Annotated in this window: 14 protein-coding genes; 2 read left to right on the forward strand and 12 right to left on the reverse strand. The window is 69.5% G+C overall.

Annotated elements, in window-relative coordinates; genetic code table 11:
- Nucleotides 1–79 precede the first annotated feature (79 nt).
- Both ligA and DS837_RS00970 read left to right on the forward strand, forming a co-directional pair.
- Nucleotides 80–2,467, forward strand: coding sequence for an NAD-dependent DNA ligase LigA (gene ligA, locus DS837_RS00965; RefSeq protein ID WP_149163050.1), 2,388 nt, complete (start codon nt 80–82; stop codon nt 2,465–2,467).
- Between the two features lie 125 nt (nt 2,468–2,592).
- Entirely contained in the window at nt 2,593–2,991 is a 399-nt protein-coding gene (locus DS837_RS00970) for a bacteriohemerythrin (protein ID WP_149163051.1), read from the forward strand.
- Between the two features lie 440 nt (nt 2,992–3,431).
- On the opposite strand, the gene lpxC is transcribed toward DS837_RS00970, so the two are convergent.
- From lpxC to mraY, 12 genes are all read right to left on the reverse strand, one after another.
- Nucleotides 3,432–4,376 carry a UDP-3-O-acyl-N-acetylglucosamine deacetylase gene (gene lpxC, locus DS837_RS00980; RefSeq protein WP_149163053.1) on the reverse strand — a complete coding sequence of 315 codons (945 nt, stop codon included), beginning with the start codon at nt 4,374–4,376 and terminating at the stop codon, nt 3,432–3,434.
- Nucleotides 4,377–4,735: 359 nt separating this feature from the next.
- The gene (gene ftsZ, locus DS837_RS00985) at nt 4,736–6,514 is read right to left on the reverse strand and encodes a cell division protein FtsZ (protein ID WP_149163054.1); all 1,779 of its coding nucleotides are present in this window, start codon (nt 6,512–6,514) and stop codon (nt 4,736–4,738) included.
- A gap of 142 nt (nt 6,515–6,656) precedes the next feature.
- Nucleotides 6,657–7,919: a cell division protein FtsA gene (ftsA, locus tag DS837_RS00990; RefSeq protein ID WP_170295699.1), complete on the reverse strand. Its 1,263-nt coding sequence runs from the start codon at nt 7,917–7,919 to the stop codon at nt 6,657–6,659.
- An 82-nt stretch (nt 7,920–8,001) separates the two neighbouring features.
- Complete coding sequence (locus DS837_RS00995; RefSeq protein ID WP_149163055.1) at nt 8,002–8,964, reverse strand: cell division protein FtsQ/DivIB; 963 nt, start codon at nt 8,962–8,964, stop codon at nt 8,002–8,004.
- Nucleotides 8,949–9,893 carry a D-alanine--D-alanine ligase gene (locus tag DS837_RS01000; RefSeq protein WP_149163056.1) on the reverse strand — a complete coding sequence of 315 codons (945 nt, stop codon included), beginning with the start codon at nt 9,891–9,893 and terminating at the stop codon, nt 8,949–8,951. The genes DS837_RS00995 and DS837_RS01000 overlap by 16 nt, the downstream gene beginning before the upstream one ends.
- Nucleotides 9,890–10,942, reverse strand: coding sequence for a UDP-N-acetylmuramate dehydrogenase (murB, locus tag DS837_RS01005; RefSeq protein ID WP_247889713.1), 1,053 nt, complete (start codon nt 10,940–10,942; stop codon nt 9,890–9,892). Before murB ends, DS837_RS01000 begins: the two co-directional genes overlap by 4 nt.
- 11 nt (nt 10,943–10,953) lie before the next feature.
- On the reverse strand, nt 10,954–12,369 hold the full coding sequence (gene murC, locus DS837_RS01010) for a UDP-N-acetylmuramate--L-alanine ligase (protein ID WP_014241223.1): 1,416 nt from the start codon (nt 12,367–12,369) through the stop codon (nt 10,954–10,956).
- Nucleotides 12,370–12,376: 7 nt separating this feature from the next.
- Entirely contained in the window at nt 12,377–12,637 is a 261-nt protein-coding gene (locus tag DS837_RS01015; protein WP_149163057.1) for a hypothetical protein, read from the reverse strand.
- The gene (murG, locus tag DS837_RS01020) at nt 12,634–13,770 is read right to left on the reverse strand and encodes an undecaprenyldiphospho-muramoylpentapeptide beta-N-acetylglucosaminyltransferase (protein ID WP_149163058.1); all 1,137 of its coding nucleotides are present in this window, start codon (nt 13,768–13,770) and stop codon (nt 12,634–12,636) included. The genes DS837_RS01015 and murG overlap by 4 nt, the downstream gene beginning before the upstream one ends.
- Nucleotides 13,771–13,775: 5 nt before the next feature.
- Nucleotides 13,776–14,897 (reverse strand): putative lipid II flippase FtsW, encoded by a 1,122-nt coding sequence (gene ftsW, locus DS837_RS01025; RefSeq protein WP_211102035.1) that lies wholly within the window; start codon nt 14,895–14,897, stop codon nt 13,776–13,778.
- Nucleotides 14,897–16,300 carry a UDP-N-acetylmuramoyl-L-alanine--D-glutamate ligase gene (murD, locus tag DS837_RS01030; RefSeq protein WP_149163059.1) on the reverse strand — a complete coding sequence of 468 codons (1,404 nt, stop codon included), beginning with the start codon at nt 16,298–16,300 and terminating at the stop codon, nt 14,897–14,899. The genes ftsW and murD overlap by 1 nt, the downstream gene beginning before the upstream one ends.
- Before the next feature lie 13 nt (nt 16,301–16,313).
- Nucleotides 16,314–17,399, reverse strand: a complete 1,086-nt coding sequence (mraY, locus tag DS837_RS01035) for a phospho-N-acetylmuramoyl-pentapeptide-transferase (protein ID WP_149163060.1) — start codon at nt 17,397–17,399, stop codon at nt 16,314–16,316.
- Nucleotides 17,400–17,406 lie beyond the last annotated feature (7 nt).

The following is a 17,406-nucleotide window of genomic DNA, read 5'->3' on the forward strand; positions in this document are numbered from 1 at the left end:
GCGCCCCCGGCGGCGCCCGCCGATCCACAGCACCGTCCCCCAGCGTCATCCCCATAAGAAGGCACCGAAGAGACCCGCCATGAACGACCTGTTCGATACCCCCGCCGCGCTCCGCAGCATCTCCGTGGAGGAGCTGACGGTGGAGCAGGCGCAGGCGGAACTGGCCGCGCTGGCCCAGGAGATCGCCCACCACGACCGGCTCTATCACCAGCAGGACAAGCCGGAGATTTCCGACGCCGCCTACGACGCGCTGGTCCGCCGCAACAACGGGATCGAGGCGCGCTATCCGGAGCTTCGCCGGGCCGATTCGCCCTCGCTGCGCGTCGGTGCGACCCCGGCGGCGGGTTTCCGCAAGGTGCGCCACGCGCTGCCCATGCTGTCGCTCGGCAACGCCTTCGAGCCGGAGGAGGCGCACGAGTTCGTCGCCCGCGTCCGCCGCTTCCTCGGCCTGTCCGACGACGCCCCGCTGGAGTTCGTGGCCGAGCCGAAGATCGACGGGCTGTCCTGCTCGCTCCGTTACGAGAACGGCCGGCTGGTCCTGGCCGCCACCCGCGGCGACGGCACGGAGGGCGAGGACGTGACCGCCAACGTCCGCACCATCAGGGACGTGCCGCAGACCCTGGAGGCGCCCTATCCCGCGGTGCTGGAGGTGCGCGGCGAGGTCTACATGAACCGCGACGACTTCTTGGGCATGAACCGCGCCTACGCGGAGCGGGGGGAGGACCTGTTCGCCAACCCGCGCAACGCCGCCGCCGGGTCGCTGCGCCAGAAGGATTCGACGGTCACCGCGTCGCGCCCGCTCTGCTTCTTCGGCTACGCCCTGGGTGAGCTGTCGGAGCCGATCGCCGACACCCAGTGGGGCATCCGCGAGCGGCTGCGCGGCTGGGGCTTCTCGCTGAACCGCCCGGCCAACCTGTGCGACGGCGCCGAGGCGCTGCTGACCCATTACCGCAAGATCGGCGAGGAGCGCTCGGCGCTGCCCTTCGACATCGATGGGGTGGTCTACAAGGTCAACAGCCTGGAGCTTCAGCAGCGGCTGGGCTTCGTCAGCCGGGCGCCGCGCTGGGCCATCGCCCACAAATTCCCGGCGGAGCAGGCGCAGACCCGGCTGAAGGGAATCACCATCCAGGTCGGCCGCACCGGCGCCCTGACCCCGGTGGCCGAGCTGGAGGACATCACCGTCGGCGGCGTGGTGGTCAGCCGCGCCACCCTGCACAACGAGGACGAGATCGCCCGCAAGGACGTCCGCATCGGCGACCTGGTGACCGTCCAGCGGGCCGGCGACGTGATCCCGCAGATCGTCGGGGTCGTGGCGGAGCAGCGCCCCGCCGACGCCGTGCCCTATGTCTTCCCCGACCATTGTCCGGTCTGCGGCAGCCTCGCCGTGCGCGAGCCGGACGAGGCGGTGCGCCGCTGCACCGGCGGCCTGATTTGCGCCGCCCAGGCCAAGGAGCGGCTGCGCCATTTCGTGTCGCGCAACGCCTTCGACATCGAAGGGCTGGGCGAGAAGACCATCGAGGAGTTTTGGGAGGATGGGCTGATCCGCTCCCCCGTGGACATCTTCACGCTGGAGCGCCGGGTGGCGGCGGTGGAGATCGCCATCCTCGGCCGTCCGGGCTGGAAGGAGAAGTCGGTCGAGAACCTGTTCGCCGCCATCAACCAGCGGCGCGCGCGCATCGACCTGCACCGCTTCATCTTCGCGCTGGGCATCCGCCACATCGGCGAGGTGACCGCCAAGTCGCTGGCCCGCCAATACGGCTCGATCGACGGCTGGCTGGAGGGGATGGAGCGCGCCGTCGCCAACATGCCGGGGGAGGCATGGCGCGACCTGCACGCGCTGAGCGGGCTCGGCCCGGTGAAGGCCGACGCTCTGCTCGCTTGGTTCGCCGACCCGGAGAATCTGCCGAAGCTGGACTTCTACGCCGGCCAGGAGGCGCTGCGGCTGGACAGCGTCATCAAGCTGCTGGGCATCAAGAAGGTGGACAGCCGCGCCGCCCAGGCGCTGGCCGAACGCTACGGCGCCCTGGCGGAGTGGAAGGCGGCGATGCTCGCCGCGGTCGCCGCGCAGCCCGGCTCCGGCTGGGGCGAACTGGTCGCCATCCCCGACGTCGGCGAGGTCGCCGCGGAGGAGTTGGCCGGCTTCTTCCAGGAGGAGCGCAACCGCGCCATCATCGACGACCTGCGCGCCGAGGGCGTGCGGGTGGCCGACGCCGAACGCCCGAAGGCCGCCAGCGGCTCCCCCGTCGCCGGCAAGACGGTGGTCTTCACCGGCACGCTGGAGACCATGACCCGCACCGAGGCGAAGACCCGCGCTGAGTCGCTGGGCGCCAAGGTCGCCGGCTCGGTCTCGGCCAAGACCGACTACGTCATCTGCGGGGCGGACGCGGGCAGCAAGGCCGCCAAGGCGCGCGACCTGGGCGTGACCATCCTCAGCGAGCAGGAGTGGGCCGAACTGATCGCCGGTTGACGGGGGACGGCAGGGGAGAGGTGGAAGGGGAGGGGCGGCGCGGCCGAGTGCCGCGTTGACGCTCACTGCCGGCGGTTCCATAAAAGGGGCTAAGCACCATAAGAAAAACGAGACGGGGGATCGCTATGGACTCCATTCAATGGTCGCGCTGGATGAGCGTCGGCATCGAAGAACTCGATGAGGATCATCGCGTTCTCGTGGACATCGTCAACAAGCTGGGCGCAGACGAAAACCGCGCCTCCCCTGACATCGTTGAAGCGATCCTGGACGAGTTGATCCACTACACCAAGGATCATTTCGCACGCGAAGAAGCGCACATGGCCCAGGCCAACTATCCGACCTTCGCCGCGCATAAGGCCCTGCACGACACGTTGACGCGCAACGTCGAATCCTACCGTGAACGCTTCCACGCCCAGCGCGACACCATCACCGGCAACGAGGTGTTCGAATTCTGCGCCGACTGGCTGGGCAAGCACATCCTGAAGGAAGACACCCGCTTCGGCGCCTACGCCGCGGAGCAGTGAATGAGTGGCCCTCTCCCCTCCGCTCACGCGCAAACGACGTTTGCGCTGACGCGGCAGGCGGACCTTTCCGCCGAAAGCGGGGAGAGGGAAGGGGCCCACGCCGCACCGGCGTGGGAAGGGTGAGGGGGATGCGCGTGGTGGTGTGTTCGGCAAAAGCGCACCCCCCTCACCCTGACCCTCTCCCCGGAGGGGAGAGGGGATTTCGCCCCCTCACCTCAGTCGAAGACTTAAAAAAACCACATAAAGTATTGATATAATTCAATAGTTCTTTAATTCTGGTAAAAGCGGCGCAGACATCATTCTCTCCTACTCCCGGAAGGGGAGGGGAGTGCGCACGAAACTCCTCAAGCGCGAGTCCGAGAGGGGAGGGGGGTGCACTAAACGAAAATGCCCTCCCCGGAAGGGGAGGGCAGGGGCAAACCCGACCTGTGAGGCGCGTCTCAGGCGACGGCGAGCCGTTCGGTCGCGTGCCAGACGGCGCCCGGCAGAGCCGTGCTCGGCGGGGTCTCGTAGCACCAGGCGCTGGCGTCGGCGAACAGAGCGCGCAGCAGCTGGTTGTTCAGGGCGTGGCCGGAGCGCACGCCGTGGAAGTGGCCGACGAACATCGCGCCGGCCAAGTAAAGGTCGCCGACCGCGTCCAGGATCTTGTGGCGCACGAACTCGTCGTCGAAGCGCAGGCCGCCCTCGTTCATCACCTCGTCGCCGGAGATGACCACCGCGTTGTCCAGCGAGCCGCCGCGGGCGAGGCCCATCTTGCGCAGGCCCTCGACCTCGTGCAGGAAGCCGAAGGTGCGGGCGGCGCTGATCTCGTCGCGGAAGGTCTCGGCGTCCAGCTCCACCTCGTGGCTCTGCTGGGCGATGGCCTTGCTGGCGAAGTCGATCTCGAAGCTGAACCCCGTCGTGTGGTCGGGCGTGAAGGTGGCGGTCTTGTTGCCCTCGGTCACGGTGACCGGCTTCAGGATGCGGATGGCGCGGCGCGGCGCGTTCTGCGACACGGTGCCGACGCGCTCGATCGCCTCCACGAAGGGGGCGGCGCTGCCGTCCATGATCGGCACCTCGATGTTGTCCAGCGCGACCAGGGCGTTGTCCACGCCGCAGCCGGCCAGCGCCGACATCAGATGCTCGATGGTGCCGATGGTGGTGCCGTGGGCGTTGCCGATGACCGTGCACAGCTTGGTGTCGACCACATGGTCCCAGCGTGCCGGGATCACGGCAGCGGGGCCGCTGAGGTCGGTGCGCCGGAAGACGATGCCGCTGTTCGGCTCGGCCGGGGAAATCGTCAGGGTGACCGTCGCGCCCGTATGCAGCCCGACGCCCGAGCAACGCACCGGCTTCGCCAGGGTACGCTGCAGCATGCCTTCGGTCTTGATGCGATTCTGAGCCACGGTGTCTGTCCCGTTTCAATCTTGGTCTTTGTGCGATCGGTCCGCGACTTGCCGCCGGTCTCTCTTGGGAGGGGCGGGTCAGCGCTTATGGCCGCATATGCTAGGTAGCACTGCCCCCTGTGGACGACAAATCACTCTTTGTTACCGTTTGTTGCAGGGCGGTAGAGCACCGTCGCCGGGCGCGAACCAGGGCGCTCCCCAGACACGAAAAGACCGCCCCCGGAGCGTTCTTGCGAAGCTCTGGAGGCGGTTGAAGTCTAACAGGTTGTGGATACCCGCCGGTGCCGCTTCGAAAGAGGCGGCGGCGACCGGCGGGTTGCTGTTGCCCTCAGATCAATTGGGCCAGCCTCGGTGACGCGTCAGTTGGCCTGACGGCGCAGGAAGGCGGGGATGTCCAGCGCTTCCTCGTCGATCCTCTGGGTGGTGCCGTCGACGCCCGTCGCCTGCGGGCGCGGGGCCTGCATCGGCGGCTGCTGCGCGGCCATCGGCGGCTGCGGCATCACCGGCTGCTGGTGCTGCGGCTGGTGCTGCTGGGGCTGATGGTGGTGCGGCTGATGCTGGGGCTGGGGGGCCGGCTGCGGCGCCGGATCGGCCTTGCGGCCGGCCAGACCGGTGACCAGACCGAACAGGAAGTTCGGCTTGCGGGCCGGCGGCTCCGCCTGGGCGGCGGCGGCGAGCTGGCTCGACATCGGGACCGAGGACTGGCGCGGACCGGGATCGGCGGCCTTCGGGGCGATGAAGTGGCCGTCGCGGCGCTCGCTGTGCAGCGGCCCGGTGGCGACGTTGCGGGCCGGGGCGGTTTCCACCGGCTGCATGCCGTCATGGCCCATCGGCATGTGCGGGTGGGGCGCATGCTGCGGGGCGTGCTGAGCCATGGGGTCCATGGGTTGCTGGATCGGCTGCGGCGCCGGCTGCTGCACCGGAACGTGCTGCTGGAACTCCGACGGGTGCGGCTGCTGAACCTGGGGCTGCGCGACTCCGCCCATCGGGCGCGGCGCCAGACCGGCGCCGGGGATCGCCGGGGCGACCTGACCGGGGGAGGCGAGCGGAGCCGGGGCGGCCTGGGTCAGGCCGGCGGCGCCGGCGGGCTTCTTGGCGCCGCCGTTGCCGCCGTTGCGGTCGGAGACCAGCGACAGGTTGACCGGGTGCAGGGTGCGCGGGTTGGACATGGCCGCAGCGTCGATGCCGGTGGCGACCACCGACACGCGCATCACGCCGTCCAGCGAGCTGTCGAAGGTCGAGCCGAAGATGATGTTGGCGTCCGGATCGACCTCGTCGCGGACGCGGTTCGCCGCCTCGTCGACCTCGAACAGGGTCATGTCGTAGCCGCCGGTGATGTTGATGAGGACGCCGCGGGCACCCTTCATCGACACGTCGTCGAGCAGCGGGTTGGAGATGGCGGCCTCGGCGGCCTCGATGGCGCGGCGCTCGCCGCCGGCCTCGCCGGTGCCCATCATCGCCTTGCCCATCTCGGTCATCACCGAGCGGATGTCGGCGAAGTCCAGGTTGATGAGGCCGGGCATCACCATCAGGTCGGTGACGCCGCGCACGCCGGAATGCAGAACGTCGTCGGCCATCTTGAAGGCGTCCGCGAAGGTCGTCTTCTCGTTGGCGATGCGGAACAGGTTCTGGTTCGGGATGATGATCAGCGTGTCGACATACTGCTGCAGCTCGGCGATGCCCGATTCGGCCAGCCGCATGCGGTGCGCGCCCTCGAAATGGAAGGGCTTGGTCACCACGCCGACGGTCAGCAGGCCGCGCTCGCGGGCGGCGCGGGCGATGACTGGAGCCGCACCCGTGCCGGTGCCGCCGCCCATGCCGGCGGTGATGAACACCATGTTGGCGCCTTCGAGGTGACCGATGATCTCCTCGAGCTGTTCCTCGGCGGAGGCGCGGCCGACGTCCGGCTTGGAGCCGGCGCCCAGGCCGCGGGTCATGGTGGTGCCGAGCTGGACGCGCTTCTCGCAGAGCGAGCCCTTCAGGGCCTGCGCGTCGGTGTTGCCGACCACGAAGTCCACGCCTTCGAGGTTGGACTTGATCATGTTGTTCACGGCGTTGCCGCCGGCGCCGCCGACACCGAAGACGGTGATGCGGGGCTTCAGCTCGGGTTCGATGCTGGGGATGGTCACGTTGATCATGTTATGGCCTCCACAACCTTTTGATTGGTTCGATGCTTTGCGTCGCGGGTCTTTGCCCGGTTGGGTCCGGGTGGTGTTTTTAGGCAGGAATGCGGTGGTGCGGCGGGAGCCTTTTTCGGGCCGAGAACCAATGTCGGTAAAGTCATAGGTTCTCCCGCAGCCACAGGCCGACGCGCCCGAAGAACCCCGTGCCGGCGCCAGCCTCATGGCCCGCCACGGGAAGTTCCGCCGGATTGCGCACGGCGTGGAGAAGAAGGCCCGCGGCGGTCGAATAGGACGGACCGCCTTGCGCCTCGTTCAGACCGGTGATCCGCGTCGGTCGCCCGATGCGGACCTGTTTGTCCAGGATCAGCTGCGCCAGCTCGCGCATGCCCGGCAACTGGCTGGCGCCGCCCGTCAGGACGACGCGCCGGCCGACCAGCTTCGCGTAGCCGGAATGCTCCAGCCGCGAGCGGACATGCTCGAAGATTTCCTCCAGCCGCGGCTGGATGATGCGCACCAGATAGGATTTCGGCAGGTTGTTGGCGCCGAGGCGCTCCTCCTCGCCGACCTGGGGGACGTCGATCATCTCGCGCTCGTCGGCGGGGCTGGTGATGGCGCTGCCGTGCAGCGTCTTCATGCGCTCCGCATGGACGACCGGCGTGGTCAGCCCGCGCGCGATGTCGTTGGTGACGTGGTTGCCGCCCAGCCGGATGCAGTCCGACCAGACCAGCGTGCCTTCGGAGAAGACGGAGATCGTCGTGGTGCCGCCGCCCATGTCGATGCAGGCGGAGCCCATCTCCATCTCGTCGTCGACCAGACAGGCGAGGCCGGACGCGTAGGGGCTGGCGACCAAACCCTCGATGTCGAGGTGGCAGCGGGCCACGCAGGTCTGCAGGTTGCGCACGGCCCCGGCGGGCGAGGTGATGACGTGTGCCTGCACGCCCAGCCGCTCGCCGTACATGCCCTTGGGGTCGCGGATGCCGCGGCTGCCATCCAGCGCGAAGCCGACGGGGATCGCGTGGACCAGCGCCTGGTCCGGGCCGACCTGCAGGCTGCGGGCGTGGGCGAGCGCGCGGCGGACGTCGCCGTCCGTCACCTCCTGGCCGGAGACGGCGACCTCGGCGTTGAAGCCGTGGGAGATCGGGGAGGACACGTTGACGATCACGTCGCGGATCGTCTCGTTGGCCATCTGCTCCGCCGCATGGACGGCGGCGCCGATGGAGGTCTCCGCCGCTTCCATGTCGATGATGGCGCCGGCGCGCACGCCCGTGGCGATCTGATGGCCGATCCCCAGGATGCGCACGGCCCCCGCATCCTCGACGCGGGCGATGAGGCAGCACACCTTGGTCGAGCCGACGTCCAGCGCGGCGATGATCCCGCCGCGGGTGGCTCGTTTTGGCTTTTTCGCCCCGTTGAAGCCCATGTTCAGCACAACCCTATGGCCTCGATGCGTCCGGTCGTTCGCGTTTCAGAAAGAGGGGTTCAAAAAGAGGAGTGGCGGAGGATCACGTCTTCTTGCCCGGCTTCTTCTTGTTCTCCTCCTCCGTCCAGGGCAGGACGGCGGTGGCAGAGGTCTGCAGCACGGCGCGGTCGTTCTGGCGCAGGTCGATGGCCACGATGTCGCGGTCGAGGACCTGTCCCGTCGCGTCCATCTCCGCCAACTGGCGCAGCGCGGACGGCATGCGGGCTTCCGGCAGTTTCACCACGACACCGTTCTTCAACTTGAGATCCCAGCGGCGGTCGCCGACCCAGGAGGCGGCGCTCACCTTGTCGCGCAGCGCCGGCACGTTGTCGAGGGCCGCGAGCAGCTTCGGCACCTGCATCGGCGCGTTGGCGCCGACGACCTGCGGCAGCGTCTCGATCCGGCGGTTGCCGCGCCGCGCCAGCTCGGTGGCGTCGGCCAGCGGGCGGCCTTCGCGGTCGATGACGGTAAACTTGCGGTCGTGCTGCCAGATCGCCATCGGCTGCCGCTCCGTCAGGCGGACGAACAGGATGCCGGGCAGGTGCCGCTCGATGGAGGCCGAGGCGACCCAGGGCAGGCTTTCCAGCTTCTCCTTGGCGTCGGACAGCGTGACGGCGAGGATCGGGTCGCCGCGCTGCACGCCGAGCACGCGCAGGATGGACGCCGGGTCGGTCTCGGTCCGGCCCTCGACCAGCACGTCGGCGATGGCGAAGCCGGCGGACGCGCTGGTCTGGATCAGGCTTTCCTGCAACGCCGCGGTGGTCTCGGCGAAGGTGCCACGCTGCCAGGCCGACGCGGCCATGCCGGCGACGACCAGGATCGGCGTCAGCAGGATGGCCGCCTTGACCGCGGGACGGGTCCAGCGCGGCCAGGCGCGGCGGCGGTTGCCTTTCTGGGCCGACTTCGCCATGGCGCGCGGCGGCACGGGCCTGTCATCGCGGGCCCGATTCGCAGAGCCCCCGAAGCCGGCGCGGAACTGCGGATCGATGCTCAGTCGAGTTGACATGCGGCGTTCTCCACCATCCAAGCGACGAGAGCCCCGTAGGTGAGCCCCACGGCGGCGGCCTGTTCGGGAACCAGCGACAGCGGCGTCATGCCCGGCTGGTTGTTGATTTCCAGGAAAAAGAGTCCGTCGGTCCCACTTTTACGATCATCCCAGCGGAAGTCGCTGCGCGAAACGCCGCGGCATCCCAGGGTCCGGTGGGCCAGGACCGCCAACCTCTTGGCTTCTTCCGCGACGTTCTCGGGAATCTGCGCGGGCACAGTATGAACGGCATGACCGGCGCTGTATTTAGCCGTGTAGTCATACACCTGTGCTTCGAAGCGGATCTCCGTGACGGTCAGGGCGCGGCATTCGCCGTCCAGCCCGCCCATGACGCCCACGGTCAGCTCGCGGCCCGGGATGAACTCCTCGACCAGGGCGCGCTCGCCGAAGGTCCAGGCGTCGCCGACCGGGCTGTTCTGCCCCTCGCGCACCAGCGTGACCCCGACGGTCGAACCCTCGTCCACCGGCTTGACGATGTAGGGGGCGGGCATCGGGTGGGCGCCGCCGGTCAGCTCGCCCTTGGTCAGAACGAGGCCCTTGGGCGAGCGCACGCCGACCGGGGCGAGCAGCGCCTTGGTCATCGCCTTGTCCATGGCGACCGCGGCGGCGCGCACGCCGGAATGGGTGTAGGGAATGCCGAGGAACTCCAGCACGCCCTGGATCGTCCCGTCCTCGCCGCCGCGCCCGTGCAGGGCGTTGAACACCGCGTCGGGGCGCGGATCGGTCAGGGCGCGCAGCAACCCCTCCAGATCGCGCTGCACGTCCACCGCGGTGACGCGGTAGCCTTCCTCCTCCAGCGCCTTGGCGACGCCGGCGCCGCTGACCAGCGACACCTCGCGCTCCGCCGACCAGCCGCCCATCAGGACGGCGACATGCTTCTTGTTGGTCATGCGAGGTCTCCGCTGTTCCCTCTCCCGTCCCGGGAGAGGGTGGCCGGCTCCGCCGGCCGGGTGAGGGTCGAGCAAGGATCAGCGCCGTGATTCTCGGCGGTACCCCCACCCCAGCCCTCCCCCGGGGCGGGGGAGGGAGACAAAGGCACGCCGACCCGCTTGATTTCCCACTCCAGCGTGACGCCGGAGGCCTCGAACACGCGGCGCCGGACCTCTTCGCCCAGCGCCTCCAGCTCCGCCGCGGTGGCGGTGCCCTGGTTGATGAGGAAGTTGCAGTGCTTCTCCGACACCTGCGCGCCGCCGATGGTCAGCCCGCGGCAGCCGGCCCGGTCGATCAGCTCCCACGCCTTGTGGCCCGGCGGGTTCTTGAAGGTGGAGCCGCCGGTGCGGGAGCGGACCGGCTGGGTGTCGGCGCGCTGCTCGGAAATCTCCGCCATGCGCCGGGCGATCGCCGCCGGGTCGCCGGCCGTGCCGCGCAGGGTGGCGCCGGTGAAGATCACGTCCTCCGGCACCCCGGCGTGGCGGTAGGTGAAGCCCATGCCGGCGTTGTCGTAGGACACGCGCTCGCCCCGGCGGGTCACGCCCCGGGCGGAGACCAGCACGTCCTTGATCTCGTGGCCGTAGGCGCCGCCGTTCATGCGCAGCGCGCCGCCGATGGTGCCGGGGATGCCCGACAGGAACTCCAGCCCGGCGACGCCGGCGTCGCGCGCCACCGCGGCGACGTTCAGGTCGAGCGCCGCGGCCCCGGCCTCCAGCGTCAGCCCGTCCGCCGCGATGCCGGCGAAGCCGCGGCCCAGCCGGATCACCACGCCGGGAATGCCGCCGTCGCGGATCAGCAGGTTGGAGGCGACGCCCAGCACCGTCACCGGCACGTCGTCCGGCAGTCCGGCCAGGAAGCCCGCCAGATCGTCGGCGTCCTCCGGCCGGAACATGACCTCCGCCGGCCCGCCGACGCGGAACCACGTCACGTTGGCCAGCGGTGCCGCGGCGGTCAGCCGTCCGCGGCAGGCGGGCATCCGGTCGATGAGGGAGGCGGTGGTGGCTGTCATCGGACGATCCGTCACGCCTTGCCCGACAGCTTGTCCAGCTCGCCCGGCAGGGCGTTGGCCCATTGGGTGATGTTGCCGGCGCCCAGGCAGACCACGAGGTCGCCGGACCGCGCGATCTCGCGGACCAGCTGCGGCAGCTCGTCCGGGCCGTGCAGGGCGAGCACCTGACGGTGGCCGTGCATGCGCAGCCCCTCGACGAGGCTGTCGCGGTTGACGTTCTCGATCGGCTGCTCCCCGGCGGCGTAGACGTCGGCCACGATCACCGCGTCGGCGTCGTTGAAGCAGGTGCAGAACTCCTCGAACAGGTTGGCGAGGCGCGAATAGCGGTGCGGCTGGACGACGGCGATGGTGCGGCCCGTGCCGGCGGTGCGCGCGGCCTTGAGGACGGCGGCGATCTCCACCGGGTGGTGGCCGTAGTCGTCGATGACGGTGATGCCGTTCGACTCGCCCGTCTTGGTGAAGCGGCGTTTGACGCCCTGGAACTTCGCCATGCTGTCGCGCATCACCACGTCGGGCAGGCCCATCTCGTTGCCCACGGCGAAGCAGGCCAGCGAGTTCTGGACGTTGTGCGGCCCGTACATCGGCAGGCGGACGCCGATGATCGTCCGGCTCTCCCCGGTGTGGCGGTCGTCGATCACCACGTCGTACTCCGCACCCTCGGTGCCCAGCCGCATGTTCACGGCGCGCACGTCGGCCTGCGGGCTGAAGCCGTAGGTGATGATGCGACGGTCCGACACGCGCGGGATCATCGCCTGCACCTCCGGATGGTCGATGCAGAGTGCCGCGAAGCCGTAGAAGGGGATGTTCTGGACGAAGCTGTCGAAGGCGGCCCGCATGTTGTCGAAGGTGCCGTAATAGTCCAGATGCTCCGGGTCCATGTTGGTGACCACGGCGATGCAGGCCGGCAGCTTGATGAAGGTGCCGTCGCTCTCGTCCGCCTCGACGACCATCCAGTCGCCGGAGCCCAGCCGCGTGTTGGTGCCGTAGGCGTTGATGATGCCGCCGTTGATGACCGTGGGGTCGAGGTTGGCGTGCTCCAGCATGTTGCCGACCATAGAGGTCGTTGTGGTCTTGCCGTGGGTGCCGCCGATGGCGATGGCCCATTTCAGGCGCATCAGCTCGCCCAGCATCTCGGCGCGGCGGACCACCGGGACCAGGGCGGCGCGGGCGGCGACGACCTCCGGGTTGTCGCGCTTGACGGCGGAGGAGACGACGACGACCGCGGCCCCGGCGATGTTCTCCGCGCGGTGGCCGATGCTGATCTGGATGCCCAGCCCGCGCAGGCGCTTGACGTTGGCGCTCTCCGCCAGGTCGGAGCCTTGGACGGTGTAGCCGAGGTTGCGCAGCACTTCGGCGATGCCGCTCATGCCGATGCCGCCGATGCCGACGAAATGGATGGTGCCGATCGAGAGGGGGAGGGCGCGCATGTCTGGATTACTTTCCGCGGCGGAGCATCAGGCTGAGGGTGGCGTCCACGGCCATGTCGGACAGGCCGTAGGGAAGGGGCTGGGAACCGATCGTGACGTGCAGGCGGTCGCGCAGGAAGCCGGCGCCGGCGCGGGGCAGCAGCGGGCAGTCTGGCCGGTTGCTCCAGGCGCCTTCGGTCCGCGTCATGTCCGCTGGCCAGTCGCCCAGGGACCGGGACGGCCGGGACGAGCGGGGGCGTGCGATGGTGCTGCGCGTTGCCTTGATCATTCCGCGGCTTCCTTGGTTCGGGCGTGGTTGGGGTTGGCGATCATGTCGAGCACGGCGTCGGCCAGCCGGCGCGCGGCGTCGGCCATGCCCCAATCGTGGGCGGCCTGCGCCGCGGCGGTCAGCGCGTCCGGCGACTCCAGCAGCGCCGTCAGGCGGGCGGCGAGCGCGTCGGCGGTGAAATCCGGCTGCGCCATCACCCAGGCGGCCCCGGCGGCGGCGAGCTGCCGCGCGTTGGCCGTCTGGTGGTCGTCCATGGCATGGGGATATGGCACAAGGATGGCGGGGCGCCCGATGCAGGTCAGTTCGGCGATGGTCGAGGCGCCGGCCCGCGTAATGGCGAGATGGCAGGCAGCCAGCCGGTCCGGCACGTCGCGGAAGAAGCTCTCCAGCTCCAGCCCGCCGAGCCCCATGCCGGCGTAGGCGGCGCGAGCGGCCTCCAGGTCCTCGGGCCGGCACTGCTGCGCCAGATGGATGCGGGCGCGCAGCGCGGCGGGCAGCCGGCCCAGCGCTTCGGGGATGACTTCGGAGAAGACGCGGGCGCCCTGGCTGCCGCCCATCACCAGGATGCGGACGGGGCCGCCGGGCGTGGGAACGGCGTAGGCGGCGTCGCGCTTGGCGGCGATGGCCGGGCGGACCGGGTTGCCGGTGCGGACGAGGCGCGGCCGGTGCTCCTCCTTCACCGCGGCGACCTCGGGGAAGGCGACGGCGATGCGGCGGGCGGCGGCGGCGAGCATCCGGTTGGCGCGGCCCAGCACGGCGTTCTGCTCGTGCAGCATCACCGGCACGCGGCCCTGCGCGGCGGCGTAGACCGTGGGGACGGAGGGGTAGCCGCCGAAGCCGACGACGGCCGCCGGCTTCAGGTGGCGCATCAGCGCGTTGGCGCCGAGCAGGCCGAGGCCCATCTGCCACGCCGCGTTCATCTTGGCCAGCAGGTTGCCGCCGGGGGCGGCGGAGCGGATGCGGTGGACCGTCACCTCCGGCAGGCTGTCGCCGAAGGCTTGGCCGCGCTTGTCGGTGACCAGCGCCACCGCCTCGCCGCGGGCCAGCAGCTCGCGCGCCAGCGCCTCCGCCGGGAAGAAGTGCCCGCCGGTGCCGCCGGCAGCGAGGACAATAGGACGTTGGGTGTCGGCCATGCGCGTCACTCCGCCGGGCCGAAGCGCTTGCGGGTCAGCGCCAGCACCATGCCCATGCCGAAGCCCAGCGCCAGCAGCGAGGAGCCGCCGTAGGAGATGAAGGGCAGCGTCATGCCCTTGGTCGGCATCAGATGCAGGGCGGAGCCCATGTTGATCGCCGCCTGGAGGCCGAACTGGATCAGCAGGCCGCTCGCCGCCAGCAGCACGAAGTAGTTGGTGTCGTTGAACACCCGCGCGAAGCCGCGCAGCACGATGAAGGCGAACAGGATGATGATGATCAGGCAGAAGATCAGCCCCATCTCCTCGCCGGCGACGGCGAAGATGAAGTCGGCGTGGCTGTCCGGCAGCGAATATTTCACCGTTCCCTGGCCGGGGCCGGTGCCCATCAGCCCGCCGTTGGCGAAGGCCTCCAGCGAGCGGCTGACCTGATAGGTGTCGCCGCTCGACGGGTCGAGGAAGCGGTTGATGCGGCTGTGGACGTGCGGCAGCGTGAAGTAGGCGCCGACGAGGCCGGCGACGCCCAGCACGCCGAGCCCGCCGACCAGCATGATGTTCAGCCCGGCCAGGAAGAACTGCGAGAACCACACCGCCGACACCACCACCGTCATGCCCAGGTCGGGCTGGAGCAGCAGGCCGCCGACGGTGAGGCCGTAGAGCAGGATCGACAGGATCGTGCCGGGAAAGCCGGGGTTGGTGCGCGACAGGGAGAACAGCCACGCCCCGACCACCGCGAAGGCCGGCTTCACGAACTCCGACGGCTGGATCGACAGGCCGGGGATGTGGATCCAGCGCCGCGCGCCTTTGATCTCGACGCCGACGACCAGCGTCGCGTAGACCATCGCCACCGAAATCAGGAAGACCACCAGCGCCGCCCGCCGCACGCCGCGCGGGCTGAGCAGCGAGACGCCGCACATGATGGCGACGCTGGGGATCAGCATCATCAGGTGGCGTTCGACGAAGTAGAAGGTGTCCTGGATGCCGATGCGCTCCGCCACCGGCGGGCTGGCTGCGGTGATCAGGACCGTGCCGAGCGCCATCAGCGCCGCCAGCGCGGCGAGCTGCCAGCGGTCCACCGTCCACCACCAGCGGCCGAAGACGGATTGGTCGGTGCGGTCGAAGGTGATCATCAGGCGCGGTCCCCCGGAACGGCGTTGCCTTCGAGGCGGTTCACGGCGTCGGCGAAGGCCTCGCCGCGCTTCTCGAAATTCGCGAACTGGTCCCAGGAGGCGCAGGCCGGCGACAGCAGCACGCAGGCGCCGGGCAGCGCCTCGGCCAGCGCCAGCTCCGCCGCGGCGTTGACCGCCACGTCCAGCGTGCCGCAGCGGGTGTGCGGAACCGTGTTGGCCTCCAGCCACACCGCGAAGCGGTCCGACGCCTCACCGATCAGGAAGGCGTGGCGGACGCGCGGCGCGTAGGCCTCCAGCCCGTCCAGCCCGGTCTCCTTCGCCTGACCGCCGAGGATCCAGTAGATCGGGTCGAAGGTCGCCAGCGCCTTTTCCGTCGCGTCGGCGTTGGTCGCCTTGCTGTCGTTGACGAAGCGCACGCCGTCGATGGTCCGCACCAGCTGCTGGCGGTGGGCGAGACCGGGGAAGGTGGTCATGGCGGCGACGATGGCCGGGGTCGGCACGCCCGCCGCCTTGCAGGCGGCATAGGCTGCGGCGGCGTTCTGCCAGTTGTGCGTGCCGAGCAGCGCCGGGAAGGCAGCCAGTTCGGCCACGCGCTCCGCGGCGCCGAAGGTGTCGTCGACCAGCCAGCCGTCCGCGGCGTAGACGCCGCCGGCCACCGGCCCCAGGGCGGAGACCGGCCAGATCACCTGGTCGTCCTTGGCCTTGAGGTCCTCCCAGATGGCCCGGCAGGTCGGGTCGTCCACGCCGATCACCGCGGTGCGCGGCTTGGTCTGGCGGTGGAAGACGAGTTTCTTGGCGGCGACGTAGCCGTCCATGCCGCCGTGCCGGGCCAGATGGTCCGGCGTGATGTTGAGCAGCACCGCGACGTCGAAGGTGATCGAGTAGGTCAGCTCGAGCTGGTAGCTCGACATCTCCAGAACGTAGCTGCCGCCGGCCCCGACGGAGGGGAAGGTCAGCGCCGGGGTGCCCAGGTTGCCGCCCACCGCGATGCGCCGCCCGGCGGCCTCCATCACATGGCCGATCAGGGTCGTCGTGGTGGACTTCCCGTTGGTGCCGGTGATGCCGATGTAGGCCGAATCGCGCTCCGACCGGGCCAGCAGCTCGATGTCGCAGACCAGCTCGATGTTGGCGGCGCGGGCGCGCAGGGCCACCGGGTGGGGCTTGGGGTGGGTGTGCGGGATGCCCGGCGACCAGACGATGGTGGTCAGCTCGGTCAGATCCGCCGTGGTCAGGTCGACGACCTTGTAGCCCTTGGCGAGCGCGGCCGCGCGGCTGGACTCGTTGTCGTCCCACACCCACACGTCGGCGCCACTCTGAACGAGTGCCTCCGCCGTGGCGAGGCCCGACTTGCCAAGCCCCATGACCGCCACCGGCAGTCCTTCCATATAGAACAGGTTGATCATCGGGCGGCGACCCTCAGCGGAGCTTCAGCGTGGACAGGCCGACCAGGGCCAGGATGGAGGCGATGATCCAGAAGCGGATGACCACGGTGGACTCCGCCCATCCCTTCTTCTCGAAGTGATGGTGCAGAGGCGCCATGCGGAACACCCGCTTGCCGGTCAGCTTGAACGAGGCGACCTGGACGATCACCGACACGGTCTCCAGCACGAACAGGCCGCCGATGATCGCCAGCACGATCTCGTGCTTGGTGACCACGCTGACGGCTCCCAGCGCGCCGCCGAGGGCCAGCGAGCCGGTGTCGCCCATGAAGACCATGGCGGGGGGCGCGTTGTACCAGAGGAATCCGATGCCCGCACCGACCAGAGCCCCGCAGAAAACGGCAAGCTCACCAGCACCGGGCACATGGTGAATCTGGAGATAGTTGGCGAAGATCGCGTTGCCGGTGAGGTAGGCGATCAGGCCGAAGCAGCCCGCCGCGATCATCGTCGGCACGATGGCCAGCCCGTCCAGCCCGTCCGTCAGGTTCACCGCGTTCGAGGCGCCGACCATGACGAAGGCGCCGACAGGGATGAAGAACCAGGAGAGCTGGATCAGGAAGTCCTTGACGAAGGGCACAGCCAGACCGCCCGACAGCGGCGGCGCCGACACATACATGATGGCGGCGGCGGCGGAGACGCCGATGATGATCTCCCAGGTCAGGCGGAAGCGGCCCGACAGGCCCTTGGTGTTGCGCTTGGTCAGCTTCAGATAGTCGTCGCCGAAGCCGATCAGCCCGTAACCGATCGTCACCAGCAGCACGATCCAGGTGTAGGCGTTGGTCAGGTCCACCCACAGCAGCGTGCTGATCGACACGGCGATCAGGATCATCAGGCCGCCCATGGTGGGCGTGCCCTTCTTCTTCATATGGCTTTCCGGCCCGTCGGAGCGGATCGGCTGGCCCTCGCCCTGCTTGCGTTTCAGCCACGCGATCAGGCGCGGAAAGAACATGAAGCTGATGACGAGCGCCGTCAGCACCGCGCCCCCCGTCCGGAAGGTCAGATACCGGAACAGGTTGAACGGCGTGAAGACGTCCGCCAGGGGAAAGAGCAGGTTGTAGAGCATCGTGAAG

Source organism: Azospirillum brasilense (genome assembly GCF_008365405.1).
Taxonomy (GTDB): domain Bacteria; phylum Pseudomonadota; class Alphaproteobacteria; order Azospirillales; family Azospirillaceae; genus Azospirillum; species Azospirillum brasilense_D.